The organism is Thermospira aquatica, from assembly GCF_023525255.1.
In the GTDB taxonomy this organism is placed as follows: domain Bacteria; phylum Spirochaetota; class Brevinematia; order Brevinematales; family Thermospiraceae; genus Thermospira; species Thermospira aquatica.
Map to the genome: position 1 here is coordinate 571,910 of NZ_CP073355.1, position 26,329 is coordinate 598,238.

Consider the following 26,329-nt stretch of genomic DNA (forward strand, 5'->3'; position numbering starts at 1 on the left):
AATTTTACCTTACACTAAAAGCCGAGGAGGTAAAAGTGGCAAAAGCGCTGTCTGTGAGTGTCAATTTCTTGTATCCGGGTATCATGCTAAAAGGGGATGCCTACACCGAACAAGGAGAAAAGGTTCAACCCGGCTTTGTTCCTTTTACCGATGAGAAGATTGCTGAACTCAAGGCCCGCGGCATTACAACCATCTACTACACCCCTCACCCAGAACCTACCCGTTTTCCGGGAAGTGAGCCGATAATCCCCCAGGAAACGATAAATAAAGGCCTAGAAATCGCCAAAGAGGTTGAACGCCGTCTCAAAGAAAACGCTCCCCTCCCTGTTCGAGAGATCAACACTCTCATTGACGAATTTGTGGAAAAGGTTGTGGCCCTGCAAGGAAACACCCTGAACCTTGCGGAACTCCGGGATTATGATGATTATACGTATACCCATTCACTTAACGTAGCACTCCTTTCGCTTTTGATGGGGAAAAAGCTCAGCTACACCGAAGATCAACTCAAGATTCTGGGAGTGGGAGGCATGCTCCACGATATAGGCAAGGTAAAAATTCCCAAAGAAATTCTCAACAAACCAGATCGTCTTACCCCACAAGAATTTGATATTATGAAGCGGCATCCGGTATACGGATTTGAAATCGTCAAAGACACATACTCTCGTTTCGTTCAGTCAATTGTCCTCTATCACCACGAAAAAATCAACGGAAGTGGCTACCCCCTCGGTAAAAAGAATAACGAGATGGGAGAATTTGCTCAGATAGCCAGTCTTTGTGATGTGTTTGATGCGATTACCAGTGCCAGGAGTTACAAGCCCGCCCAGCCCTTCTGGTATGCTCTCCTCTGTATCTACCGAGAACAGGGAAAGAGTTTTTCTCCCCGTCTCGCTCAAATATTTCTCAAAGAACTCCCACAATACTTTGGCAATACCCCCATCTTCTCAAAAGGAAGCTTTGTCTTGCTCAATACAGGAGAAATAGCATATGTGCCGGAGGATAGCCGTACCCTCTGGCCCCAGGTATGGCTTCTCATCAACAGTCGCAAAGAGATCTCTCAACGAAAGGTTATTCTCGACCTGTCTCTGGAAGAAAACCGGATGATCGAACGCCAGATTTTTGACGAAAAACTGACGGCCACACTTCAAAAGATTGTTGAACGTTATCTTGATAAACCAGAAAAACCAAAGGATTGGAACTTGAAATGAAAGAAGCCCTCTTTTGGTCTCAAGAAGCTAAAGCTGTCCGTTGTGAACTCTGCCCCCACCACTGCCTCCTTTCTGAGGGGAAAAGTGGCATCTGTGGTGCAAGAAAATCTCTGGAAGGCAAACTTTTTTCCCTCAATTATGGAGCCATCGCTGGCATGGCTGTTGACCCCATCGAAAAGAAACCCCTGTTTCACTTTTATCCGGGGAGCCGTATCTTTTCTATAGGAACGGTCGGTTGCAACCTCCACTGCCCTTTTTGCCAGAACAATGGACTTTCTCGTTTTTTTGATGAATTTGGAGGGCAGTCAGAGAAGCTCGAACATCTTTCTCCCGAAGAACTCATTGATCTCGTAGAGCGTACCAAGAGCGAACCAATAATAGCCTATACCTACTCCGAACCTGTTGTATGGTTTGAATATGTTCTCGAAACCATGCAGCTTGCCAGGAAAAAAAACATCAAAAATGTTCTTGTCACCAATGGTTATATAGAAGAAAAACCCCTTGAGGCGTGGATTCCTTTCGTTGACGCTGTGAATGTCGATCTCAAGGCATTCACAGAAGCTGGTTATAAAAAACTCGGTGGCACTCTCGAACCTGTCAAAAGAACCATCCAGCGTCTTTTTGAAGCGAAAGTCCATGTAGAGGTAACAACGCTTGTTGTCCCGGGCATTAACGATGACCTCACAGAAATGGAACAGCTTGCTGCCTGGCTTGCTTCCCTCTCTCCCGAGCTACCTCTCCACCTCTCCCGTTACTTCCCCCATCATCGTTATCATGCCCCCTCTACCTCTCTTGACCTCTTGCACCGCGTTAAAGAAATTGCAAAGCGTTTTCTCTTCCATGTTTATCTGGGAAACGTAGTGGAAGACGCCTCTACCTTTTGTTCTCAATGTGGGAAACTCCTTATCCGCCGTGAAATTTACAGCGTAGAGGTCGTAGGACTCCAGCATGGTCGCTGTATTTCCTGTGGAAAACCCCTGTGGGGTCACTATGCAGATTGAAATAGGTGAAGAAAAATTTCGTTTTGTAAAAATAGAGGGTCGATACCTCTACAGCCCTTACAATCCCTTCCGGGAGATAGAGCGCACCTTTCAGAACCTCCCCTCCGTTGAGAGACCATTTTTTGTGGTGTTTGGTTCGGCCCAGGGACATGTGGTTGAATTTCTGCTAAATCAGGGATATGAAGCTAAAGATATATGGGTAACCGAACCCCATCCCGATCTCGAAGCCTGGTCAAGAGAACATATAGGATTTGCGATGGAGGGAACACTGGCATCACGACTAATATTGCTTAATGAAGAAATTTTTTTATCCTTGAATACATTTTTCACCTTTCAAACATTTTTACACCACTATGAGATAGTTCTTACCCAAACAATAGAAAATATTAAAGTAACAGCATTTTTCTCTAAACTGTGGTGGATAAACTTTGTAAGAAACCTTTCCATGGTCTCTCAACGTGAGGTCTATAAAATCCCGTCTCATTTCACCCCTTATGATATTCCTATTTTGGTTACTGCTTCTGGTCCTTCGCTTACCACCCTTCTCGAGAGTATTTTTGAGTGGTATCAGGCAGGGGGAAAGATTCTTGCCTGTCTGTCATCGTGGCCAACCCTTGCCTCAGCTAACATCGTTCCCTGGGGAGTGGTAGTAAGTGATGCGGGGGTGGGCAATATCCTCCATGCCCAGAATCTACCCCATGAAGTCATCGTTTTCGCAAGTGTGTACGCCAATTCAGCTCTTCTTTCCTCGTTACCGCAGAGGATTGTCTATTATGATATTGATAAGGAGGAAAGCTCTCCTTCCTTTATGCTTTCCCAACCTTCTGTAGTCCTTGATGCCCTTACACTTGCCAAACGCCTCTTCACAGGAGAAATTTATATTGCGGGCCTCGATCTCGGTTATACCCTCCGCGGCACCCACGCCAGAGGCAACATGGTCGCCCTTCGTCAGGAGCTTCTGTGTTCCAGGCTTTATCCTGTCGAAACAGAAAAAATAGGATTTCTCAAAAGAAAGGATATTCAACAATTCAACGACCATGTCTGGACCACGCCATCTTTCCAGTTAATCAAGCAAGAGATAGAAAAGATTTTCCCCGACGTTCACATTCTTCACCCCATTCAGCCATGGAAAAACCCTATCCGTGAAACACTTCCTATCCCGTCCCCCCTGAAAAGAGAAATAACCTTCGAAAAAATGGGGGATGTCACCCCTCTCCTCCACAAGGCAAAAACCTACCTTGAAACGTCCAATACTACGGTATACCTCCGGGAGGATCTCCTCGAAATGCCAAGAGAAACCGTAAAAAACTACTTACTATACAAACTTTTAGAATAAGGAGCATGTGTGAAAAAATATCATGTGATAATGGCAATCGTTCTTATGACACTTACAGGGTGTGCCACAAAGACGGAGTTTTTCTTTCTGAACCGATGGATAGTGATGGATAAGAATACTGAACAACTCCTAGACAGAGAGTTTCTTCCTATCACTGTTCTCCGGTATCGATGGCTTTCTCCCACCGAGGCAGTCGTGTATGGCATGGATGAACAGCAAAAGAGGGGGTGTTGGCTCTGGGACGGCTGGAGAAAAACATTTTCTTCCCTCGATGAGGATATTCAGGGTTTTGATGTTTCTGGCAAGACTCTTCTTCTTATGGGGAGTACATGGGATAATGGTTACACTTTAAAACTCGGAAAAATTCACAAAAAAAGCTTTGTTTCCCAAAAGAGCATCCTCTTTCCTTTCATCCCCCAGAATTCTCTCGGAGTGGATGGGGGTTTTTATCTTTCAGCCAGAGATGACGCAGGTTTGAGACGCGTGTTTTTTGTCTCTCTTGCCGGGGAACTGCAAGAGGTTCTGGTACTCTCCAATACCATGGCCACCCTGCGTTTTCTTCGGGTAAATAAACGCCCCCTGGTTTACACCTCCTACGAAAAAGAAAAAGAACCATCCCTGTATGCTTTCGTGGATAATCCCTCTCCAAAGTGGCAAAACTTTCCCATTGAAGGAACCATAGGACAAAAAGCCGTGTCCCTTTCGGAAGCTATAGGATTTGTCCTCATGAGAGAGGGAAAAAACTTCTGGGCTGTCTGTGATACCAATATGCAACCATTGACAACCGGTCCAGAGTGGCGGGCTCTTATCTTTGAGGAACTTTTTGACAACCTGGACAAAACACAAGGGGTGTTTCTCTGCCTTCTTCCCGACGAAAAGAGAAGCACGCTTATGGTTTTCCGCTGGGAGGAAAATCAGTGGCGATGGAAGAGTTTCGCTCCATGATGGTCTTTCCTCAAAAATACCTCTCTGTATGCAACCATGAATGAAATTTTTTCCTTCTCTTAAGACTCGTCTTTGTCTTTTCAGCTCCTTTTTGACCTGAAACAGGGGAATAACTCTCGCCCCTTACGTTTTCGCTGCGACATGGGAAGAGCTTCTCGCTAGCCGGTGTTCCACTGCAACAGGGTAATAGCTGGTAACCTTTTGTGCCTGACTGTGAAAGGGTAATAGCTTGAGTTTTGTCTCTGAGCCGGTTAGGAGTGAATCTTTGAAAAAACGGAAAATGCTCTTCCCTTGTTGCAGTGTAAGCACAGAGTTTAAAGCTGTGATAAGGAAATAGCTGGAATTGCCTCCATACTGCAACAGGGTAATAGCAAGTTTTTTCCTGTGATAAAGGAAGAGCACAGGTTTTTCTCCCTACAACAAAGGAAAAACCATTCCGCCTTCAAAATCTCCTGCGACAAGGTAAGAGCTTCCATTTTCCCATATTGCCACTGCGATAAGGAAACAGCAAGTTTTCCCCTTCACTGGAAAAAGGGAAGAGCAAATCTCAATCCACCAGAATAAAATAAAAAAAATGGTGGTTAAACGTTTAACCTGGAATTTTCGACATATGCTCTTTCCTTGTTGCAGTGTATGATCCCCTAACCTTAGACTGTGATAAGGTAAGAGCTGGAGTTTTTGTACTGCAACAAGGTAATAGCTAGAGAACCTTCTTCTCACTACACCATGGTAATAGTCCCCATGAGAGAAACACTGCAACAAGGTAATAGCAAGTTTTCTCACTGCAACAAAGGAAGAGCATCAAGCTCACTCCCCCATCTTTTTTTGTCAATTATAAGGAAACAACATCCTTTCACGGAGATTATTTTTGAGGAAGGCCATGATCCCGTTGTGTCAAATAAAAAAGTACTCGAAATTCGAATCATTGCCTCATAAAAAAAAGTACTCAAAAATTCCATACAGTTTCCTCCAAATTTTTGTTTTTTACATTCTTTTTCTTTTGAAGGCTGAAAAGTTTTCTCTGGCAAGCTGTAATTTTTTGTCTTAGGTGAAACAAATCGAGAGCCTTATAAAGCCTTGTTAGGCGTTCCTTTTGTGCCTCACTTACATAAGAGCTTTCTAAAAGCCGTTGGTAGGGAGTTTTAATATCATCATGCTTCTTTTGCACCTTGCTTCCGATTCTCTTTTTCTCTGTCATTTTCATAACCGGTTGAAAAAAGTTGGCATAAAGCCTGAGATACGCATAGAGTCGGTTCAAGTAGTAGACTTCTTCCTCGGTATCGTAGCGGAAGTATCCAACATTCTGGCGGACTATGGAATAGTTTTTCTGCTCAACGTAGCAGTTATCATTGGAACGGGAGCTTCTCCCCCTTGTAAATTTTATCTGGTGCTTCTCACACCAATCGCGTAGAGGATGATTAATAAATTCAGCACCGGTATCAGAATCAATTCCCCGTAACTCAAAAGGAAGTCTTCCTTTGACTTTTTCTATGGCTTCTCTTACCCATTTTGAAGCTTTGTTTTTGATTGCCACAAGTTCTGTCCAACCGCTCCAAACATCCACCATATTTAATGTTTGAGCAAAATCTCCCCGGCTATTTCCTCCCTCATGGGCAACCAGATCAATCTCCATAAAACCAGGGCAATTTTCATCCCACTCTGCCCACGTGCGTATAGCTATTTGTTGCTTTAATAGCGTTCCAGGCTTTGTACCTTTTCGTCCTTTTATCTCAAGCTTTTTACGCTCATGTTTCAAAAGTCGGTCAATACTTGAGGCACTTATATGGCGCAAGTTTTCTATAGCCTGTGGAGAACCGTGGAGATGTCCGTTTGCTAAGAGATTATCTAAAACTTCATTTAAAATTGGCTTTAAACGTTTGCCACACATGTAGTTTTCAATTTCCCAGACCTTTTTTAGAAGTTTTAGTTCCTCTTCGCCGAATTTTTTCTTTCTGCCAGGTCTTTTGCCCTTCTTGGCTATGTCGGCTTTAAGGTAATTTTTCTTGCCTACATAGATGGTTTTTCCGTGCTGCCTCAAGAGCCTGGCGGCATAGTTTCGGTTTTTTAAACCTGTTATCCTCACAAAGTAATCCAGTATCTCCATTTTTTCCTTTTTGCTGGCTTTTTGATACTCTGCTTCGACAAGCTCAGCATATCATTTCGCCGTTTCCCTGTAAATAGGTCTTTTTTCAGACCTCGTTAACCCAATTCCTGTTGGCGAGCCTGTCGAGCCACGGTTGGCGAGCTTGTCGAGCCATGAACTGGATTATTTTATACACAGATTTGGAGTACTTTTTTATTTTGCAATAGCGTTCCCTTTTCGAGTACTTTTATTATGAAGCAATTCGAAAATCCCGTTGCGTCAAATAAAAAAGTACTCGAAATTCGAATCATTGCCTCATAAAAAAAAGTACTCAAAAATTCCATACAGTTTCCTCCAAATTTTTGTTTTTTACATTCTTTTTCTTTTGAAGGCTGAAAAGTTTTCTCTGGCAAGCCGTAATTTTTTGTCTTAGGTGAAACAAATCGAGAGCCTTATAAAGCCTTGTTAGGCGTTCCTTTTGTGCCTCACTTACATAAGAGCTTTCTAAAAGCCGTTGGTAGGGAGTTTTAATATCATCATGCTTCTTTTGCACCTTGCTTCCGATTCTCTTTTCTCTGTCATTTTCATAACCGTTGAAAAAGTTGGCATAAAGCCTGAGATACGCATAGAGTCGGTTCAAGTAGTAGACTTCTTCCTCGGTATCGTAGCGGAAGTATCCAACATTCTGGCGGACTATGGAATAGTTTTTCTGCTCAACGTAGCAGTTATCATTGGAACGGGAGCTTCTCCCCCTTGTAAATTTTATCTGGTGCTTCTCACACCAATCGCGTAGAGGATGATTAATAAATTCAGCACCGGTATCAGAATCAATTCCCCGTAACTCAAAAGGAAGTCTTCTTTGGACTTTTTCTATGGCTTCTCTTACCCATTTTGAAGCTTTGTTTTTGATTGCCACAAGTTCTGTCCAACCGCTCCAAACATCCACCATATTTAATGTTTGAGCAAAATCTCCCCGGCTATTTCCTCCCTCATGGGCAACCAGATCAATCTCCATAAAACCAGGGCAATTTTCATCCCACTCTGCCCAAGTGCGTATAGCTATTTGTTGCTTTAATAAGGTTCCAGGTTTTGTGCCTTTTCGTCCTTTTATCTCAAGCTTTTTACGCTCTTGTTTCAAAAGTCGGTCAATACTTGAGGCACTTATATGGCGCAAGTTTTCTATAGCCTGTGGAGAACCGTGGAGATGTCCGTTTGCTAAGAGATTATCTAAAACTTCATTTAAAATTGGCTTTAAACGTTTGCCACACATGTAGTTTTCAATTTCCCAGACCTTTTTTAGAAGTTTTAGTTCCTCTTCGCCGAATTTTTTCTTTCTGCCAGGTCTTTTGCCCTTCTTGGCTATGTCGGCTTTAAGGTAATTTTTCTTGCCTACATAGATGGTTTTTCCGTGCTGCCTCAAGAGTCTGGCGGCATAGTTTCGGTTTTTTAAACCTGTTATCCTCACAAAATAATCCAGTATCTCCATTTTTTCCTTTTTGCTGGCTTTTTGATATTGTTTTGCCGTTTCCCTGTAAATAGGTCTTTTTTCAGACCTCGTTAACCCAATTCCTGTTGGCGAGCCTGTCGAGCCACGGTTCTTCAGCTTGTCGAGCCATGAACTGGATATTTTACACAAATTTAAAGTACTTTTTTATTTTGAAGCAACGTTCCCTTTTCGAGTACTTTTATTATGAAGCAATTCGATGATCCCGTTGCGTCAAATAAAAAAGTACTCGAAATTCGAATCATTGCCTCATAAAAAAAAGTACTCAAAAATTCCATACAGTTTCCTCCAAATTTTTGTTTTTTACATTCTTTTTCTTTTGAAGGCTGAAAAGTTTTCTCTGGCAAGCCGTAATTTTTTGTCTTAGGTGAAACAAATCGAGAGCCTTATAAAGCCTTGTTAGGCGTTCCTTTTGTGCCTCACTTACATAAGAGCTTTCTAAAAGCCGCTGGTAGGGAGTTTTAATATCATCATGCTTCTTTGCACCTTGCTTCCGATTCTCTTTTCTCTGTCATTTTCATAACCGCTGAAAAAGTTGGTATACAGTCGAAGATAGGCATAGAGTTGGTTCAAGTAGTAGACTTCTTCCTCGGTATCGTAGCGGAAGTATCCAACATTCTGGCGGACTATGGAATAGTTTTTCTGCTCAACGTAGCAGTTATCATTGGAACGGGAGCTTCTCCCCTTGTAAATTTTATCTGGTTCTTCTCACACCAATCACGCAGAGGATGATTAATAAATTCAGCACCGCATCAGAATCAATTCCCCGTAAATCAAAAGGAAGTCTTCTTTGGACTTTTTCTATGGCTTCTCTTACCCATTTTGAAGCTTTGTTTTTGATTGCCACAAGTTCTGTCCAACCGCTCCAAACATCCACCATATTTAATGTTTGAGCAAAATCTCCCCGCTATTTCTCCTCATGGGCAACCAGATCAATCTCCATAAAACCAGGGCAATTTTCATCCCACTCTGCCCACGTGCGTATAGCTATTTGTTGCTTTAATAGTGCTCCAGGCTTTGTACCTTTTCGTCCTTTTATCTCAAGCTTTTACGCTCATGTTTCAAAAGTCGGTCAATACTTGAGGCACTTATATGGCGCAAGTGTTCTATAGCCTGTGGAGAACCGTGGAGATGTCCGTTTGCTAAGAGATTATCTAAAACTTCATTTAAAATTGGCTTTTAAACGTTTGCCACACATGTAGTTTTCAATTTCCCAGACCTTTTTTAGTTTTAGTTCCTCTTCGCCGAATTTTTCTTTCTGCCAGGTCTTTTGTTCTTCTTGGCTATGTCGGCTTTAAGGTAATTTTTCTTGCCTACATAGATGGTTTTTCCGTGTTGCCTCAAGAGCCTGGCGGCATAGTTTCGATTTTTAGGCCTGTTATCCTCACAAAATAATCCAGTATCTCCATTTTTCCTTTTGCTGGCTTTTGATACTCTTTCGCCGTTTCCTGTAAATAGGTCTCCTTTCAAACATCGCTAACTCCATCTTTGTACCTCCAGTTCTTTGAACTGGATTATTTTACACAAATTTAAAGTACTTTTTTATTTTGAAGCAACGTTCCCTTTTCGAGTACTTTTATTATGAAGCAATTCGATGATTTGACAAAAAGAACTCTCTTCTTTAAAATATCTTATCCTTCCTGTTTTTTTCGCTGTTCAAAACGAACAGCAAGTAAAACGGGCGAATAAGACCATAAGGAGGAAAAATGAAACGAACGTACGAAATGGCGTTCCTTCTCAAAGAAGGAGAAGCCTCAGTACAGGCTCAGTCCAGAATCAAGGACTATGTGAAAAGGTTTAATGGTGTTGTTGTGACGGAATCAAACATGGGCCTACGTGATCTCGCCTATGTAATTCACAAAAAGCGTCAGAAATTCTTGCGGGCTTTTTACTACTTTTTGGATGTAGAAATGGAAACAAGTCAGGTTGATGCTTTTGAAAAGCTCGTCCACTACGACGAGGATGTGATTCGCCACATGGTTTTGGTGAAGTAGTATGAGTTGGGATATCAATCGAGTTGTTCTCGTTGGTAGATTGGCTCGCGATCCAGAAATCAAGTACACCCCAAGTAACACGGCTGTTGCTCGTTTCACTCTGGCTGTTGGTGGAAAACAGAAAAATGATGGTACGGATTCGGTGTCGTTTCTCCCGATCGTAGTATGGGGAAAAACGGCGGAAACCTGCAAACAGTACCTTTCAAAAGGAAAGATGGTAGCGGTAGATGGTCGATTAGAGCAACGCTCCTGGAAGGGTCAGGATGGCTCTCCACGGAGTACCATCGAGATTGTGGCTGAAAGAGTAGAGTTTCTGGGAGGCGCATCAGGCCCAGGAAAAACAGCGGATATACGTTCTGAGGTACCAGACATGGCTGCTGCCCCTGATTTCTACTATGATAACACTGAAACAGCTATTGATTTCAATCCTGTCAATCCCGAAGATCCCAATTTCTAATGACAGGAAACCAAAAAACACGAGAAGGAGAGTATATGATTGATAAAGACAATGAACTTCAGATGGATGTTGTTGTTCCCGAAGAGGTAGAAAAGGAAAAAGAAGAAAGCCTCGAACAAGAAGGTGGAGAGAGAGGGGCTTCTCCAGAAAAAGAAAAGAAGCGCTTTTTCTACTCCAAAAAGGTCTGCCGTTTTTGTACGGGACAGATAAAAAAAGAAGAAGTTACCTACAAGAATGTTGAACTTCTTCGCCGTTATATTATGCCAAGTGGTAAGATTCTCCCCCGAAGAATCACGGGCACCTGTACCAAACACCAGCGCGTGTTGGTAGCAGAGATCAAAAAAGCCCGCATTCTTGCTCTTTTGCCATTTTTGGCACGGTAAGTGAACGGCGAATTTAGGTTTTTTCTGGCTCTGGCCCTTCTAGGAGGATGGCTGGCGCTGGAGACTTCCACAGCAGTAGCTCGCCTTTTGAAAGGGAAGAATGCGTGGCTGTTAGCTAAAAACAACAGGTTCATGCTTCTAGCAGGGAGCATGGCGTTTGTAGTTATAGAAGTCTATGCCTTCTTCCAGGATTGGATCTGGCATCGGCTACGTTTGCCTCTGGAGATGTGCCTTCTCCAATGGAAAGTGAGCTATGGCGTATGGGAAGTTGCGGTGTTTTTTCGTCCATGGTACGCCGGTTATTTCATGGCAATAGTACTATGGGGAATATATAAGGGACTTGGGAACTACCCTGTCACACTCTGGTTTCGGCTGGTACATCAACGGCTGACAAGGACAAGCATCCTGTTTATAGGGGCTTCCCTGGGAATGGTAGCCGCAGCCTTAGGACATTTAGTGTGGCTTTTCCGACTACTTTCCGGGCCATGGATGGTGCTACTTTTCTTTTTTACCTGGAGAGGGGTGATGGCGGTGGCTTATAGTTCGGTCCTGAGGGGTATCCCTCGGGTGTTTATAATAGCAGTTTTCCTGGTTCTTTTTATAGGACTGGGAGAAAATTTCCTCACCCTGATCTGGGTAATGATGGGTGTAGGATTGGTAAGTGATTGGATGGTAAGAAAAAAAGAAACAAGATAAGGAGGACTTCTATGCGTGTAATTTTGCTTGAGAATGTTATTGGACTGGGAAAGGCTGGAGAGATAAAAGAAGTTCGTGATGGATATGGGAGAAACCACCTGATTCCTAAAAAGCTGGCGGTCCTTGCCACAAAGGAACAGGAGCACCATTTCCAGCGACTGGCAGCAAAACTCGCTGAAAAAGCAAAACAGCAGTTTGAAAACGCCATGCAGCTCAAGGATTCTCTTGAAAAAGAGACCCTGGAAATATCTGCCCGTGTAGGAGAAGGTGGCCGTTTGTTTGGTTCTATCACAAATACCGATGTAGCGAACCTTCTCGCACAAAAAGGTTACACCATCGAAAAACGGAAAATTGTGAATGAGCATATCAAAACGGTTGGCGAGCACACTGTTCGGATCCGTCTCGATGAAGGTGTAACGGCAGAAGTCAAATTGGTCGTAAAACCTGAATAGTTGAATGTATGGCCGGGGAAGAATTACTCAAAAGGCTTCCACCATACAGTTCTGAAGCAGAAAAAGCTCTCCTGGGGGTTATGTTAAAAACCCCCAGGATTTTGAGTGAAGTGGGCGAACTTACCGAAGAAGATTTTTTCGATGAAAGACACCGTCTGATCTATCGTGCCATGCTCGATCTTTCCAATCATGGCGGAGGAATTGACCCGGTTACTGTAGCAGAGTGGTTAGAAAGAAAACAACTTCTTGAACGTGCTGGCGGAAGAGCATATCTTGCCCAAATTCAAGACGTTCCTGTCATGGTCTCTCATTTCGGTTCTTACAAGAATATCTTACTCGAAAAATCTCTTTTGCGCTCTCTCATTGGCGCTGCAGAGAATATCATTCGTGATTGCTATGAGTCTCAGTCCGATGCTGAAGAAATCTGCAATACCGCAGAAAAACGTATTTTTGATGTAACGAACAGACGTCTCCGAGGAGATATTGTCCACATCAAAGATGTCTTAATGAATAGTGTCAATACCGTTGAGCTTCACAAACAGGGACAGGTTGTCTTTTCAGGATATACCACAGGCTACCGTGAAATTGATGAAAAGATCCTGGGGCTTCAGAGGCAGGACATGATTGTTCTGGCAGCCCGTCCTTCCATGGGGAAAACGGCGTTTGCCCTCAATATCGCTCTCCGCCTCACAGAAATACAACCAGAAACAGCCGTACTCCTTTTTTCCCTCGAGATGAGTAACCTTGAAATCGCTTTCCGTGCCATCTCCTGCGCTTCTCGTATCCCGCTTCACAAAATCCGCTCCGCAAAGATAACAAAAGAAGAAATGAGTCTTCTCGTTTCAACAGCCGGAGAATTATCTCATCGAAAGATTTTACTCGATGATACCCCTGCCATCTCGCTTAATGAACTTCGTTCCAAAGCAAGAAGAGCCAAGTCTCGCTATCCCGAGCTAGGCCTTATTATCATCGACCATATTCAGTTGATACGGACAACAGATTCTATCATCAACAACCGTGTTCAAGAGCTTTCGTATATCTCAAGAAGCCTCAAGGCCTTGGCCAAGGAACTCGATTTGCCAGTAATTGTTCTGTCTCAGCTCTCTCGTGCTGTCGATCAGAGAGAGGATCATAGGCCGATTCTTTCTGATTTGAGAGACTCCGGTGCTATTGAACAGGATGCTGATCTTGTAATGTTCCTGTATCGTGAGGAATACTATAAACCTCAAACGGAGAAAAAAAATATTGTTGAAGTGATTATAGCCAAGCATAGAAACGGCTCTGTGGGAACACTGGAGCTTGCTTTCTTTGGAGAGACCACTCGTTTTGAAGAACTTGAGAAAAGTTTTATTTCTGTCAGCGGGAGTGATTCTGGAGGGGGACGTGAATTTTAAAGAGAGGGTTTTACTCTTTTTCCATGAAACGGGAGAGTTTTTTCTTTTCTTTTTTCAAGCGGTAAAAAAATTTCGTGGTGGTATGCGTCAGGGAGAAGAGCTTGTCAAGCAGATATACATGATAGGTTTTGAATCGATTCCCGTCGTGATACTCACAGGACTCTTTTCCGGATTGATTATGGGACTTTCTCTGGGAAATGCCCTGGAGAGTATTATCATGGGAACGGCACAGTATCTCAGTGGAGGACTCTCGGTGGCTCTGGTCAAGGAACTTGGTCCGGTATTAACAGCCCTCATTGTCGTGAGTCGTGTGTGTTCTTCAGTAACAGCCCATCTTGGTACCATGCGGGTGACAGAACAGATTGATGCTCTGGAGACTATGGGAGTGGATCCTGTAGAGTATCTCGTGGTTCCACGGGTTATGGCAGGAATGATCTCACTTCCTATTCTCGGATTGATTTCCATTGTGTTTTCTCTTGTAGGGGGATGGATGATGATCTCTGGCATCCATGGGGTACAGACATCCGTATATATTGAATGGGCTCAGATTCCCTTGAAGATAAACTATATTGTAGAATCTCTTTTTAAAATGATATTTATTGGTGGATTTATTTTGATGGTGAGTACGTTTGAGGGATTTCGGGCAAATGGAGGAGCCGCAGGTGTGGGAAATGCTACTATCCGTTCGGTGGTAACCAGTAGTGTCATGGTGATCTTTCTTGACTATGTTCTGGGAACGCTTTTTATGATCGTAAGTGGGGGGGGGGTTTAATGGCAGACATGATCGAAGTTTACGATCTCTACAAAACGTTAAACAAAAAAAAGGTTTTGGATGGACTCACCGTGAAGATCAAAAAAGGTGAAACCTTTGTACTTATCGGTCAGAGTGGCGTGGGGAAAAGTGTTCTCCTCAAGCACCTCATTGGACTCATGCGTCCCGATAGTGGAGAAATTTATATTGATGGTATCAAGCTAGATTACGATAATCCCGAGATACTTGCTTCCCTTCGTTGTCGGTTCGGAATGTTATTTCAGGGGGGAGCTTTGTTTGATTCTCTCACGGTAGGAGAAAATATTCTCTTTGCTCTTGATCACCTGCGACCAGAGATGCATCAAGAAGAGAAAAAACAACGCATGCTACGATCCCTTGAACTGGTAGAACTCCCTGGTGTAGAGGATCTGATGATTTCTTCTCTTTCCGGGGGGATGATGAAACGTGTGGCTCTGGCGAGGGCTATTGTAGCAGAACCGGAAATCGTGCTCTTCGACGAACCAACCACAGGACTTGATCCCATTACCACAGCAACGATTAACGATCTCATCATTGAGTTGAAAAAAAAGCTTGCTATCACCTTTGTGGTGGTGACCCACGATATCCGGAGTGCTTTTTTTATAGGCGATCGTATAGGCATGCTGTATAAAGGCAAACTCATTTTTGAAGGAACACCGCAGGATTTTCAGCATACCGAAAATCCCTATGTTCGTCAATTTGTTGAAGGCCTTTCAAAGGGACCGATTACCGAAGAGTATCAAAAACAGCTTCACGAGAAAAAAAAGGAAGACAAAACAACAGGAGGCTTGCGATGGAAAAACAGATAAAACAGAAAGTGCTCTACGTTGGCATATTTGGCTTTCTGGGGATTTTTTTACTGGTAGGGTTTGTCATTTTCGCAGGCAAATACAACGCTATTCTAGGAGGAGCATATAAACTTAAACTTGTGTATACCTTTCTCGATAACCTTCAGGAAGGAGCAAAGGTAAAAATCGCCGGAGGCCCGGCTGTAGGTTATGTGGATAAGATAGATTTACGTGGAGGAAAGCTTGTAGTGAATGTCTACATAAAGAAAAAGTACAAAATCAACCGTGGTGCAGAGTTTAATATCTATTCAACGAGTTTGGTAGGACAAAAGTATATCAACATATCTCACTACAATCCAGATACCACTGATTTTTATACCAATAATGAGGAGATTATCGGTGTCACTCCGATGGGATTTGCCCGTGTGATTGAAGTAGCAGGAGTTGGATTACAAAGCCTTGTATCTGGTGAAAATGTAGATACCCTCTACCAGGTGAAATCAACGTTTGAAAATACCGCTCAACTTATTGCAGGATTGAATGCTCTTGTCAGAGACAATAGCGCGGATATTCGTTCAAGTATGGCAAATTTGAGCAAGGCTTTACGTTTTTCCGAAGACATGGTAAAGCATGTGAATACGATTATTCTCAATCTTGAAATAGCATCAGCCCAGCTTAACAAACGTATCGAAGCAGTAGACGAAAGACAGCTCTCGACAACCATCCGGGATATTCAGATCACAGCAGAGGAACTTCGTAAATTTTCTCAGGGGCTAAATCGTATTATCCTGGATAAAAATAGCATGATAGCCCTCTTGAAAGACAAGGAGATAAAAACCTCCCTCGAGAACACCATTAAAAATCTTGAGGAATTCAGTAAAAAAGTCAAAGAAAATCCAACAAAACTCTTCTTTAAATAAGGGGAACACGATGATACCTATAGGCGATGAAAATCCAAATACCTCTTTTCCACTGATAAACACCCTTCTTCTTGTGACAAATATCGGTGTTTTTCTGTATGGAGTGTTTCATCCTGATTTGTATGATGTGTGGATTCGACAATTTGCCTTTGTTGCCAGCGAGTTCTGGCATAGTCCTTTCGAACATGCTTTCACTCTCATAACGTATACTTTTCTGCATGGAGGATGGGGACATATTGTGGGCAATATGCTTTTTCTCTATATTTTTGGGGATAATGTGGAGGATAGGCTTGGTCATCTCTCATATTTATTTTTCTATTTTCTTGCGGCTATAGGAGGAGCTCTCCTTCAGGGGTGGTTTCTCAGGGATTCATATATTCCTATGATTGGGGCAAGTGCCGCTATATCGGCAATCGTTATTGCCTATATGTTTTTCTTTCCCACCAAAAATGTAGTAACCCTCATGTTTTTGGGCTTTTTTCTTGTTCCCGTACGCATACCGGCGTTTTTCTATATTCTGGGATGGGCTTCCCTCCAGGTAGTTTACTCGCTTTTGATGGTAGGCAATATGAGTTTATCGGGTGGTGTAGCTTATCTGGCTCATCTTGGAGGAATAGTTATAGGAATATTGTGGGTAATATTCGGTCCAAAAAAAACACTCAGGGTACGTTCACGCTGGTAAGAAGAAGATTGTCCTGATGCCAGAGAAGAAGTTTACCCTTGTCACTGAGAGGGAGAAGATGAGAGACTACCCTCCCGGGAATGTTGGTCAAAAGGGAGAATGTTCTGTTCTCGAACTTAAGAAGAGAAATCCCGTTGTATTGATCTGCCAACCAGAGGCCATTTGGAGAAAGAGCCACGTCCAGGGTATTGCCTAAAGCTTCATAGACAGCCACAAACTCCGGTTTCCATGGATTCTGGATACTGTAGGCACGTACTCCATTGATTCTATCCGCCATGATAAGAATTTGTTCTTTTTCGATGAGAGCAAGAGATTCAATCGAACCTATGATCCAGGAATAGTTAGTGATACGTTTCCGTTTGAGATCGAGAAGGGTAAGTCCTTTCTCCCCCTGGGCTATATAAAGCACGTTTTCATACTTCAGAGCCGACGATATTCTGTAAGGATAGGGAAATGAAAGTGTCATGAACTCTCTGGGAGGGATAGCGTTTGTTAAAAAAACAAAAAACAGGGTGTTGTCCGCAGCCCAAAAAAGGGTTTCCTGGTCATACCATACCCCATAGATCTCTTTGTACGCCAGAGAAGAGAGAGGTGTAACAGCAAGTTTGTTAGTATTCGTCTGGGAGGATGGAATAGGTTGAATATCCATATCTGTGGAAAACCAGAGAAGGTTTTGAGAGCTTCCTGTCGTTGTCCAGGCCAACCCATAAAAAGTATTGGAGAAATTTGTAAGCCACAGAATCTTAATAATGCCCTCGAGGGGTAAAAAAAACTTCTGAATGGAAGAAGGTCGTTCAACAGGGAAGATGGCAATTTCTCCCGTATTCAGGGTAACAAGAATGTTGGAATGAAGTATATTCGCGGTTTGAATGAATGCATTTTTCGGTGTTTTCCATTCCCATTCAATAAGAAAATTCGCCTGGCGAAAAGAGGAACGATGTCCACACGCCAAAAGAATTACTACAAAAAAAGGAAATATCCTGAAAAAAGATTTCATTTTTTGGCCTCTTTTACGGTATATTATATAGTGAAAAAACCATTTCCTCTATAGATGATACAGAGGAAAAGGTATTTTTGCAAAAAAATGAAGATGTGGCATAGGAATGCCGATAACTGAGAGCAGGAGGAAAATATGAGGTATGTTTCTCTTGTACTTTTTACATTATTCTCTCTTTCCGCTTTTGCAAGTTTTGAGGATATCGGATGGACGATGAGAAGCAAGGGAATGGGAAACGCGATCTTTGGGGATTTTGATGGAGTCAATACGATGCACTATAACCCTGCAACGATCAGTATGACACGAAGTATCCAGCTATATACAGGGTGGAATACTCCATACGTTGGATTCGATGATAACTCAATGATCAATATAATCGATGTAAATCTCGTAGCACCCTTCTGGAACAGGTTCACTATTCCTCCCGATAGTTTCTTTACTAAACGAGGAGCTATAGGACTTTCCTTTCACAGGTTAAGCTTGATAGGGCCTGATGGTCTCTCTGAGAATACGGTGGAGTACTACCATGAGGGAGTTTATAGTCTTATCTATGCCAAGGATCTGAATGATGTGCTTTCTCGTGGAGCAAAGATCTCTTTGGGTACCAAACTGAGTCTGTACGATATAGGGGTAGGAGGATTTGAAGACACCACGGCTAATCCTGAACTCGGTGGGGCTATGCAGCGACTCGGATTCGGAGTGGATGTGGGTGCAACCTATGATTTCAGTGAAACAATCCGTCTGGGTTTAGTGTATAAGAATCTGATCTCTCCGAATGTTTCTATTCTGCCAGATGGACAGGATGTTCTCCCCTCCGAACTTCGTATCGGGGCCAATATGGAAATGGGAAATATCTTCTTTATGAAAAAGGCAAAACTAGGAATCGGGTATGTTTCATACGGCCGAGAATGGAACAAGGAAACAAACGACAACCGCCAATCTGATTCATCGTGGCATGTAGGGTACGAATTCTGGCAGTTGACCGCTGCAGATCTCTTCCCAACAAGTCTTTATAAAGGAGAGATGTTAGCCGTACGTGTGGGAATGGTTTTTGAACCAAGGAAAGTAGGAGACGAACTGGATCTGTTCCTTCTGAAACTCACCGGAGTGTTAAACTTTACCTTTGGTTTGGGATTTACCTATGTCTTTAATTATAGTCATCAGGTGACCGTTGATTCTGCCCTGCAGTGGGGTGTAAATATGGGTAAAATCGAACCAAGTGTTGGCTTACAATATCAGTTCCTGCTTCCCAATAGTGCTTTTGCGTACCGTGAGGAAGAGATTAAGGCTCGTCAACTCGAAGAAGAAGTGCAGAAACGTCAGGAAGAACTGAGAATAGAGGAATTGAAGAAACAAAAGCAACAGACCAATACCCAAACAAACGCTCAAACTAATACTACATCGACACTCCAAAGTTCTACCAATACCACGACCACTCCTCCTGCTTCCTCCAATCCTACCAAAAAGAAAAAATAAATATCATGCCTCAAGCGCCCGGCATTCTGGCCGGGCGTTTTTTGTGTTTTTTGCTGGTGTGACCTGAAAAATGAAGGTTCTTTTTTTATCGGAAATGAGAGACAAATTTTTGCTATTCCCTTGTTGCAGTGCAAAAAACGCTAGCTATTACTATTTTGCAGTAAATGTGTGGGACCTGAAGGCTGTTTCCTTGTTGCGGGGGAAAGGTTTTTGCTATTACCATGTTGCAGTCTAGAAACTGGGCTAGCTCTTACCATATCGCAGTAAGGATCCTAAGCTATTCCCTTGTTGCAGGAAAAAACTCTTGCCGTTACCTTGTCACAGTGGGAAAAATTCCAGCTATTACTTTTTCACAGTGGTAAACCTCGCGATAATACTGCAAAAAGGTAAGAGCTTATGTCGAAAACTCCAGCTTAAACGTTTAATCTTTATATGCCCTCTTACAATCTCACTTACTTTGAGATTTGCTCTTACCATGTTGCAGTAAAGAAAAAACTTTCTCTTACCCGACCTTAGGAAATCTCTTGTCCCACACACTGCAAAAAGGTAAGAGCATTTTTCTCAACCCCCAAAATCTCCCCATCGATCTTACTTTTAAAATATATAAAACATCTTTTTTAACAACTATAACAAAAAATTTTCGATATATATAGTATGAAAAAATTTCTCTAAGGAGAAAGCTATGGAAAAGGATTTTTTCACACTCTCAGAAAACGAATCTTACCAGATTCTCGAAAAAGCCCTCTGGCCAGAGGGACCTATTTGCCCAAGGTGTAAGGCAAAGGCTCACCTTCTCTCGTGCCGGCTCGTGTATCAGTGCCCCAAGTGTGGCAGACAATTTTCCTTAAAAAGCCAGTCCATCATGCGAAAAAGTCACCTCTCGCCAAAAATCTGGCTTTCTGCCATGTTTCTTGTCTGCCAGGATTGTGGCATAAACGTCAAACTCTCGAAACTTCTTCATATCAGCTACAAGGCAAGCTGGCTTCTTCTTCAAAAACTGCGAAGCCTTATGCGGCTTACCACTCGCCATCACACGAAATCCCTCCAAAAGCTTGTGAAAACCTTTTTCTTTCTCTCCGGCATCAAACGCCGCCAAAGAAAAAACTTTTCCCCCATGCAGGTTGTCGAACTTGATGCGGATGATACCCCTTCTAAACTTCACATTCACCTTGTGGATGATGTGAGTAGCGATTGGCTTTCAGACTTTTTTGGCAAGCTTTTCCGCCACACCTCGGTGGAAAAAAGAACGCCTTGGCTTTCCCACCTTAACGATGGGTTGAAAAACCTTCTTGAAGACGTCTATCACTATGGTTGTCGAAAGCACATGCAGCGCTATCTTGATGAGTTTTGCTTTCGGTTTAACATCGAGGGGGTTTCTTCCAGGCTTGAAGAGCTTTTAAGAAGGCTTGGCAAACGTCGCCAGCTTCTCCCGTGGAAAAAGCTTGTTGCTGAAGGGCTTATTCTTCCCATCTGGGCGTAGGTTTTCGTTTTTTCTTTCTCAACACATTTCCTGCGTCTGTCAAATAGAAAACTAAAAGTTTTTGTTTCCTTTTGTTTTTTTGGAAAACTTTTCGTTGTCCTCTACGAAAAAGGCAAAAAAGCGTTTTTTCTTACAAAAAAGAAGTGGAAAAAGGGATAAAAACCCCATGCTCTTCCCTTGTTGCAGTGAAAAAACGTTCTTGCTATTCCTTTTTCACAGTTTTTCCTCTGATCCAAGACTGTAAAAGAGTAATAGCATCTTTTTTCTCAGGTGAAACCTTTCACCAATTTCCTCCTCGTGTTTTTTTTTGAGAGTAGCTATTACCTTTTCACAGTCCCCAGAATTATAAAAACTGAAACAAGGTAAGAGCAGCGTCTATACTACCATCCCCCGACGATACTTTTGGAGAAAAAAGAAAACTCCAAAATCCCTGCTCTTTCCTTATCACAGTCACCTTATTGATAGAATCTCACTGAAACATAGTAAGAGCAAGCCCTCTCTTACTGCGACAAAGTAAGAGCAGTTTTTTCTCACTGCAACAAAGTAATAGCTGTCCCCCAAATCCCCTTGTCCCCCACTGCAACAAGGTAAGAGCAAGGCCCCAGCCCCACTGTAACAAAGTAATAGCATCCCCCACCCGCGCTTTACCTACTACCCCCAACAAACCCCCGTCCCATACCTAAAAAAACAAAAAAGAAAAAACACCAAGAAAACGGACAACAGGATTCATGGGAAACACTTAGGCAAAAGCCCCTCTGACCGAAACAAAAACGTCTTTACCTTATCACAAAAAAACAACATTGACTCTTAGACAAAAATACAGACAGAAGTTTCAAGGAACGCTTCCATCCGAAAGAAAATATCGCCATAAACAAGTAAAAAGACACTCATCCCCTCACAGCTCACTTGCCGTTTATCCCGAAAAGCTAAAACCTTGCCCCTACAACCATCGTGGCCCACCCTTTCCCCCACTTTTGGAGAGCCTGAGTATACTCAAACGCAACAAAGAAACGATCAAAATGAGTATTCAGCCGAAAAAGAGCAAGGCTCTGCTCCGCGAGCTGGTCAAAAGAAACTCCTGCCAACCCTCCCTCAGTTGAAAAAAGAAACTCCACCGTCGTGAAAGGGAAAAGATTTTGTCCAAGAGAAAATCCACTCTCTATAGTCCACCATTCCCCATTACGATTTTTGATACCCCACTGCAAAGCAAGAGATTTTTTCTCCCCAAGAGTCCCATCAAGAGCCCACCCTACAAAATCCCTCTTTCCGAGCAACATCTGCTTAAGGGGTCTTGTATATCGATAAAAAGAATCAAAATACCAGGGCACATACCCTTCCTTACTCCAGGAAAATCTCCCACGCAGAGAAAAAAGTCTCCCATACCCAAAAGTAGCCCCACCCATATAGCCTGCCTTCTCATTAAGCCCCCCAATTTCACCCAGAAGGGCCACTGTCCATTCTTTCACATTCACGACTGGAACAAAGGCACTGATACCATATCCCGTAACATAGGAAATTTCTCCATTCGTCACCTGAAAAACCCCCGGGAAAAAGGGAGTGGAAGCATCATCTTCATTAACTATAAAAGCCTTGATACGAGTAGCTTCAAAAGGAGACCCGCTTCCCCAAAAAGGATGGATAAAGGTTTCCACCCCCCATCGGTCCCCATCAGAAGGTTTGTCAAAAAAAACACGCACTCCAACATCACCAAAGTTTACTTGAGCCTGAAGAATATTCTCAGACCATGTGTAAGGATTATATCGTTTGATACTTTCTTCAACTAAAGCACCCTCACCAAACTGAAAAGATGCTTCTCCCCACTGAACAAAGAAAAAATCTTCCCTGTTTCCAATGCTCACCGACTGAAGAAGTGCCAACCAGCCATCCAGTGTTTTCCAACGGGCATCCTCAAAACCATTGGTCCCCCATACCAGAGGAAGAGCAACCGAAATATCAAGAAAATCATTTGAGTATCCTGTTTCGATGAGCACACCTCTCTTTTCACTACTGAAAATACCGCCTAACCCAATCGTTATACCCCTCGTCTGAGATTGTCCTGATTCGAGAGAAGTACGACCCTGTCCCTGCACACTTCCTCTCACGGCAGCCACAGCCACTTCACTCTGAATCTCAATAAGGGGTTTTTTCTTTCTAAAAAGGCCTGCCAATCCTTTTTTAGGTTTAGGGGCTTCCACAAGACGACTGACAGGGATGAGCGTTTTCCCAACAAGGCGAATAAGAGTACCATCACTTCGTTCAAGTTCAGCACTATCGTTTTCCCCAGAAAGTCTTAGAAACCCCTGAAGGGGCACCGTATCCTCTACATTCAACGTCCGCCATGGGCCAAACTCCATCGTCGCAAACTCAAGCTTCCCAACATACGAAATCACAGTAAGCGAAAGCTCCTGAGCAAATACCGAAAAAAAAGCCCCTAATAAAAAAAACATTGCATATTTCTTCATAGTTTCCCTCCTGTTTTTCTATAACATTATACATCCATAAAAAAGAAAAGTCAAAAAAACATCTGTAAAGGCTTGATTTTCTTTTCATCTTCTGTTATAATCATAGAGGAAAAGTACTGATTTACAAGGAGGGATTTTATGAAAATGAGTCGTTTATCATGGTTAATTTTCGTGGGAATGCTGTTGGTTTCGTGGGTTTTTGCACAGGATTACTCCATGTATTCTCCTGACGCCCGCAAAACACTGGCCAGCGATTGGCTTCTGACGGGTAAAGCATACCTGCAGGTGAAAAAATACAGCAAAGCAAAGAACTGTTTCATCTATGCCCACAATCTCTATCCTATGGGCGAAGCTGCTCAGGAAGCCCGCGAAATCCTTTCTCAACAATTTAAAGTCAAACTCACCTACGACGCGGAAAAGACATTTACGACTTTTGTATCTCAGGCTCAGCGGGCAAATAATCTCCAATCTCGCATCAATCTCTACCTCATGGCCCTCGACGCCAAAAAAGACGCAAGAATTTATGAGCAAGTGGCTTTGACCTACCTTGAGCTGGGACAGAGAGATAAAGCAAAAGAATACGCTCTCATGGCCGTTCAGGCAGGCCTGCCAAAAGAGGAGCTTGATAGTCGTCTTAGTAGCCTGTAAATCCTCATAAGGATATATCATGTTCTGGTTTACTGTGGCAATTGTTCTGGCAGGACTTACAGCGTACTTTCTTTATGCCACTATGCAAGAGGGAAAAACAAAGCAAGCGCAGAGGGCTGTGGAGAGTGGAGATCTTGATACAGCCCTCTCTATTTTTATGGAATCGCTTCGTCACGATCCAAACAATGTTGAAGCATTATGGCATCTTGGCAACATCAACGAGGAAAAAGGTCTTATCCCCGAAGCGATTGGCTACTATGTCAAACTCATTGAAATCGGTAAGGAATCGAAGCTTTTTACCATGTTTGAGCTTTACCGCCGTGTGGGACTGTTGTATCGCCGGTTGGGAAGAGACAATGATGCCCTGGATTACCTCTTGCAAGCGTATCAGATCATTCCCTCGGCAAAAGACGTGATCCGTGAAATAGCAGATATCCTTTTCTCTCAAAAGTCTTTTTTCAGAGCTTTGAGTTTTTTCGAAAAAGGTGCAGTTTTTCTTAAAGATGAAGCACCCTTTATCAAACAGTACGCCTTCTGTCTTATCATGACAGACAAGGTGGAAATGGCCCTCCCCATGCTTGAAGCCTTAGAAAAAATGTTCTCTCATGATATTGAGTTTTTGTTTTTACTCAGTTTTGCCTATTTCAAGACAGCGGCTTACCAGCGAGCAAGAGAAATAATGGAAATAGCTCTCAACAGCAATTTCTCCCTACCTCTCAGCATGATGTACTTTGGGGTTAAGTTGCTTTTTGTTTGTTATCTCTATGCCAAAAACTATGAGATTGCAAAACAACTATGGGACCAACTTAAAAATCTTTCATTAAATTATACCGATGAAGGAGAACGACAACGAGAGCTTTCTATGGCTCTCATCATGCTTCGTACAAAACAAGGATACTATGAAAATGCCATGGAGGAGTTAAAAGCAAACTTTCAAAAAGAAATTGCTTCAGGAGAGACAGGCGGAGGAAGCACTCTTGAGAGTAAACAGAGTCAGAGTTTTCTCTACAAGCTGCTTGCTATTCTCCATCGCTACAAGAAAGAACAGGAAAAAGAAGCGTATATGGGAAGTTCTGCCAAACAGACCCTGGATTATGCCAGACTTGAGAACGAAGCCAAAGATGCGATGGTAAAACTGGATCAAGTCTACCAGCAGTGGCTCTCCAGCTTTATCACCAAAGAAGAACTATGGGCCAATTTCCGCCCTAAGGTATCCCTCACGTTTGATCCCATTCCTATCCTGGAGAAATACCTCGCCCCCAAAGAAAAACTCAAAAAAAGTAGTGGAAAACCAGAACATCTCTCTCGTAACGAAAAACAGGGAAAATACGAAACCCTGGGGCTCAATCCTAACAACCCCTGTGAGTCTCTTCTCTCGGTCGACTTCCCGTCGTTCACAATCATCGTGAGAGAGCTCGCCTCAGATATGGGATACAGAGTACTCAGTCAGGTAGTCAAGGTAGATCCTCACGCCTATGGAGAAGCTAAAGGGTTTGATCTCCTCTGTGAGGAAAAAGCAGATAATCGGTCAAGAGTACTCTTTTGCGTAAGAAGATGGACTGAACCCATAGGCTCTATCTATCTCACCAACCTGCTCTCCGCCGCAAAGGAGTTCGATGTTGAACGTATTGTAATGGTGGCGACTTCTTCCCTTTCACAAGAAGCAGAACGCTGGTTAGAAACCAACAAAAAACTGCAGTATCTCAATTGCGAGGATATTATTAGTTTTCTGTTAAACTAGTAATAAGGAGTAAAGATGAAAAAAATTTTCGACTTTCTTCTGACGCTTTTACTCACGATTATCGTGGCACTCTGGGTATACAGGCTTTCAATAACATATCAAGCCCTTCCAAAAGGAGAAAATCTCGCATACATTTATTTCATCGTAGAACTATGGATTTTTACCTTTTTCCTGATAGCGTCAGGCATTGTGGTACTCTGGACATGGAACACTGAAAAACAAAAAACAGAAAACTCCCAGGAACTTGCAAAAGAGGTCAAACGACTCTCTCTTTTACTGGACAGAAAAGATTTTCAAATCCAACGAGGGAAAACCGATGAGCTTGATATAAGAAAACTCGAGATGTTTCTCCGTCCACTCCGATCAAGTACAACAGCAGAATGGGCCACCCATGTAATCGAAGAATGTTTTGTCCTGTGTGGAGCGAGGAGAATCTCTGTTTTCATCAAAAGGGGAGAGAATCTCCTTCTTGAAAAGTCTATGGGTCTCCCGGATGCAAAAGTAGGCCAAAAAGTTGCCCCTGAAGACCTCGCATTTCGGATGTTTCAGAAACAGAAGAGACTCTTTGTCACAGAGATTGAAACTCATCCAGAAATTGGCCGCCCGAACCGAATGGGATATGCTTCTCACTCTTTCCTTATTATTCCCATTACGACGTATCAGCAAGAAGCTCTCGGAGTAATCAACCTCACTGAAAAGGAAAACGCTGGAACCTTTACCCAAACAGAACTTGACATGGTCTGTCATCTCATCACGATAGCATCATACCGTCTCAAGACACTTCTTGAGCAGGAGGAAAAACTTTAATTTTCTCCCGACAAAGAAACTCCTCGAAATAGGCATCAAAAAAGTGTCCTTATTTTGTGCAAAAACCTGTGCAAAATGTGCAAAAATA

The 26,329-nt window shown here is 42.8% G+C and carries 26 protein-coding genes; 19 read left to right on the forward strand and 7 right to left on the reverse strand.

Features of this window, described 5'->3' with window-relative positions:
* Positions 1-35 precede the first annotated feature (35 nt).
* From KDW03_RS02825 to KDW03_RS02840, 4 genes are read left to right on the forward strand one after another with little or no spacing between them, the layout of a single operon-like run.
* Positions 36-1,205: an HD-GYP domain-containing protein gene (locus KDW03_RS02825; protein ID WP_271435885.1), complete on the forward strand. Its 1,170-nt coding sequence runs from the start codon at positions 36-38 to the stop codon at positions 1,203-1,205.
* Positions 1,202-2,206, forward strand: a complete 1,005-nt coding sequence (gene amrS / locus KDW03_RS02830) for an AmmeMemoRadiSam system radical SAM enzyme (RefSeq protein WP_271435886.1) — start codon at positions 1,202-1,204, stop codon at positions 2,204-2,206. Before KDW03_RS02825 ends, amrS begins: the two co-directional genes overlap by 4 nt.
* Positions 2,196-3,542, forward strand: a complete 1,347-nt coding sequence (locus KDW03_RS02835) for a 6-hydroxymethylpterin diphosphokinase MptE-like protein (protein WP_271435887.1) — start codon at positions 2,196-2,198, stop codon at positions 3,540-3,542. Before amrS ends, KDW03_RS02835 begins: the two co-directional genes overlap by 11 nt.
* Positions 3,543-3,551: 9 nt before the next feature.
* Positions 3,552-4,487 carry a hypothetical protein gene (locus KDW03_RS02840; RefSeq protein WP_271435888.1) on the forward strand — a complete coding sequence of 312 codons (936 nt, stop codon included), beginning with the start codon at positions 3,552-3,554 and terminating at the stop codon, positions 4,485-4,487.
* A gap of 946 nt (positions 4,488-5,433) precedes the next feature.
* Here the strand turns inward: KDW03_RS02840 and KDW03_RS02845 are convergent.
* The 5 genes from KDW03_RS02845 to KDW03_RS02865 all read right to left on the reverse strand — a co-directional run bounded on the left by KDW03_RS02845 (position 5,434) and on the right by KDW03_RS02865 (position 9,544).
* The gene (locus tag KDW03_RS02845; protein ID WP_271435889.1) at positions 5,434-6,591 is read right to left on the reverse strand and encodes an integrase catalytic domain-containing protein; all 1,158 of its coding nucleotides are present in this window, start codon (positions 6,589-6,591) and stop codon (positions 5,434-5,436) included.
* Between the two features lie 310 nt (positions 6,592-6,901).
* Entirely contained in the window at positions 6,902-8,056 is a 1,155-nt protein-coding gene (locus tag KDW03_RS02850; protein ID WP_271436471.1) for an integrase catalytic domain-containing protein, read from the reverse strand.
* 456 nt (positions 8,057-8,512) lie between these two features.
* Positions 8,513-8,647, reverse strand: a complete 135-nt coding sequence (locus tag KDW03_RS02855) for a hypothetical protein (protein WP_271435890.1) — start codon at positions 8,645-8,647, stop codon at positions 8,513-8,515.
* Between the two features lie 121 nt (positions 8,648-8,768).
* The gene (locus tag KDW03_RS02860) at positions 8,769-8,954 is read right to left on the reverse strand and encodes a hypothetical protein (protein WP_271435891.1); all 186 of its coding nucleotides are present in this window, start codon (positions 8,952-8,954) and stop codon (positions 8,769-8,771) included.
* A 350-nt stretch (positions 8,955-9,304) separates the two neighbouring features.
* Positions 9,305-9,544, reverse strand: a complete 240-nt coding sequence (locus KDW03_RS02865; RefSeq protein ID WP_271435892.1) for a hypothetical protein — start codon at positions 9,542-9,544, stop codon at positions 9,305-9,307.
* Between the two features lie 236 nt (positions 9,545-9,780).
* On the opposite strand from KDW03_RS02865, the gene rpsF reads away from it, so the two are divergent.
* From rpsF to KDW03_RS02915, 10 genes are read left to right on the forward strand one after another with little or no spacing between them, the layout of a single operon-like run.
* A complete protein-coding gene (rpsF, locus tag KDW03_RS02870) occupies positions 9,781-10,068 on the forward strand; it encodes a 30S ribosomal protein S6 (RefSeq protein WP_271435893.1) in 288 nt (95 codons plus the stop codon).
* Between the two features lies 1 nt (position 10,069).
* Positions 10,070-10,525 (forward strand): single-stranded DNA-binding protein, encoded by a 456-nt coding sequence (locus tag KDW03_RS02875; RefSeq protein WP_271435894.1) that lies wholly within the window; start codon positions 10,070-10,072, stop codon positions 10,523-10,525.
* A 35-nt stretch (positions 10,526-10,560) separates the two neighbouring features.
* Positions 10,561-10,908 (forward strand): 30S ribosomal protein S18, encoded by a 348-nt coding sequence (rpsR, locus tag KDW03_RS02880; RefSeq protein ID WP_271435895.1) that lies wholly within the window; start codon positions 10,561-10,563, stop codon positions 10,906-10,908.
* On the forward strand, positions 10,909-11,604 hold the full coding sequence (locus tag KDW03_RS02885) for a hypothetical protein (protein WP_271435896.1): 696 nt from the start codon (positions 10,909-10,911) through the stop codon (positions 11,602-11,604).
* A gap of 11 nt (positions 11,605-11,615) precedes the next feature.
* Complete coding sequence (rplI, locus tag KDW03_RS02890) at positions 11,616-12,056, forward strand: 50S ribosomal protein L9 (protein ID WP_271435897.1); 441 nt, start codon at positions 11,616-11,618, stop codon at positions 12,054-12,056.
* An 8-nt stretch (positions 12,057-12,064) separates the two neighbouring features.
* Positions 12,065-13,450 carry a replicative DNA helicase gene (gene dnaB / locus KDW03_RS02895; protein WP_271435898.1) on the forward strand — a complete coding sequence of 462 codons (1,386 nt, stop codon included), beginning with the start codon at positions 12,065-12,067 and terminating at the stop codon, positions 13,448-13,450.
* Positions 13,440-14,222: an MlaE family ABC transporter permease gene (locus KDW03_RS02900; protein WP_271435899.1), complete on the forward strand. Its 783-nt coding sequence runs from the start codon at positions 13,440-13,442 to the stop codon at positions 14,220-14,222. The genes dnaB and KDW03_RS02900 overlap by 11 nt, the downstream gene beginning before the upstream one ends.
* On the forward strand, positions 14,222-15,049 hold the full coding sequence (locus KDW03_RS02905) for an ABC transporter ATP-binding protein (protein WP_271435900.1): 828 nt from the start codon (positions 14,222-14,224) through the stop codon (positions 15,047-15,049). The genes KDW03_RS02900 and KDW03_RS02905 overlap by 1 nt, the downstream gene beginning before the upstream one ends.
* Complete coding sequence (locus KDW03_RS02910) at positions 15,034-15,948, forward strand: MlaD family protein (protein ID WP_271435901.1); 915 nt, start codon at positions 15,034-15,036, stop codon at positions 15,946-15,948. The genes KDW03_RS02905 and KDW03_RS02910 overlap by 16 nt, the downstream gene beginning before the upstream one ends.
* A gap of 10 nt (positions 15,949-15,958) precedes the next feature.
* Positions 15,959-16,630, forward strand: coding sequence for a rhomboid family intramembrane serine protease (locus KDW03_RS02915; protein WP_271435902.1), 672 nt, complete (start codon positions 15,959-15,961; stop codon positions 16,628-16,630).
* Here the strand turns inward: KDW03_RS02915 and KDW03_RS02920 are convergent.
* Positions 16,608-17,627: an LVIVD repeat-containing protein gene (locus KDW03_RS02920; protein ID WP_271435903.1), complete on the reverse strand. Its 1,020-nt coding sequence runs from the start codon at positions 17,625-17,627 to the stop codon at positions 16,608-16,610. The genes KDW03_RS02915 and KDW03_RS02920 overlap by 23 nt on opposite strands.
* 135 nt (positions 17,628-17,762) lie before the next feature.
* On the opposite strand from KDW03_RS02920, the gene KDW03_RS02925 reads away from it, so the two are divergent.
* A complete protein-coding gene (locus KDW03_RS02925) occupies positions 17,763-19,103 on the forward strand; it encodes a hypothetical protein (RefSeq protein ID WP_271435904.1) in 1,341 nt (446 codons plus the stop codon).
* A 682-nt stretch (positions 19,104-19,785) separates the two neighbouring features.
* A complete protein-coding gene (locus KDW03_RS02930; protein WP_271435905.1) occupies positions 19,786-20,583 on the forward strand; it encodes an IS1595 family transposase in 798 nt (265 codons plus the stop codon).
* A 926-nt stretch (positions 20,584-21,509) separates the two neighbouring features.
* Here the strand turns inward: KDW03_RS02930 and KDW03_RS02935 are convergent.
* On the reverse strand, positions 21,510-23,045 hold the full coding sequence (locus KDW03_RS02935) for a hypothetical protein (RefSeq protein WP_271435906.1): 1,536 nt from the start codon (positions 23,043-23,045) through the stop codon (positions 21,510-21,512).
* Positions 23,046-23,183: 138 nt separating this feature from the next.
* On the opposite strand from KDW03_RS02935, the gene KDW03_RS02940 reads away from it, so the two are divergent.
* Genes KDW03_RS02940 through KDW03_RS02950 form a run of 3 tightly spaced genes read left to right on the forward strand, consistent with a single transcriptional unit; the run spans position 23,184 to position 26,241 of the window.
* On the forward strand, positions 23,184-23,693 hold the full coding sequence (locus tag KDW03_RS02940) for a hypothetical protein (protein WP_271435907.1): 510 nt from the start codon (positions 23,184-23,186) through the stop codon (positions 23,691-23,693).
* 19 nt (positions 23,694-23,712) lie between these two features.
* Positions 23,713-25,434, forward strand: coding sequence for a tetratricopeptide repeat protein (locus KDW03_RS02945; RefSeq protein WP_271435908.1), 1,722 nt, complete (start codon positions 23,713-23,715; stop codon positions 25,432-25,434).
* A gap of 15 nt (positions 25,435-25,449) precedes the next feature.
* Positions 25,450-26,241, forward strand: coding sequence for a GAF domain-containing protein (locus KDW03_RS02950; protein ID WP_271435909.1), 792 nt, complete (start codon positions 25,450-25,452; stop codon positions 26,239-26,241).
* The last annotated feature ends 88 nt before the right edge of the window (positions 26,242-26,329 follow it).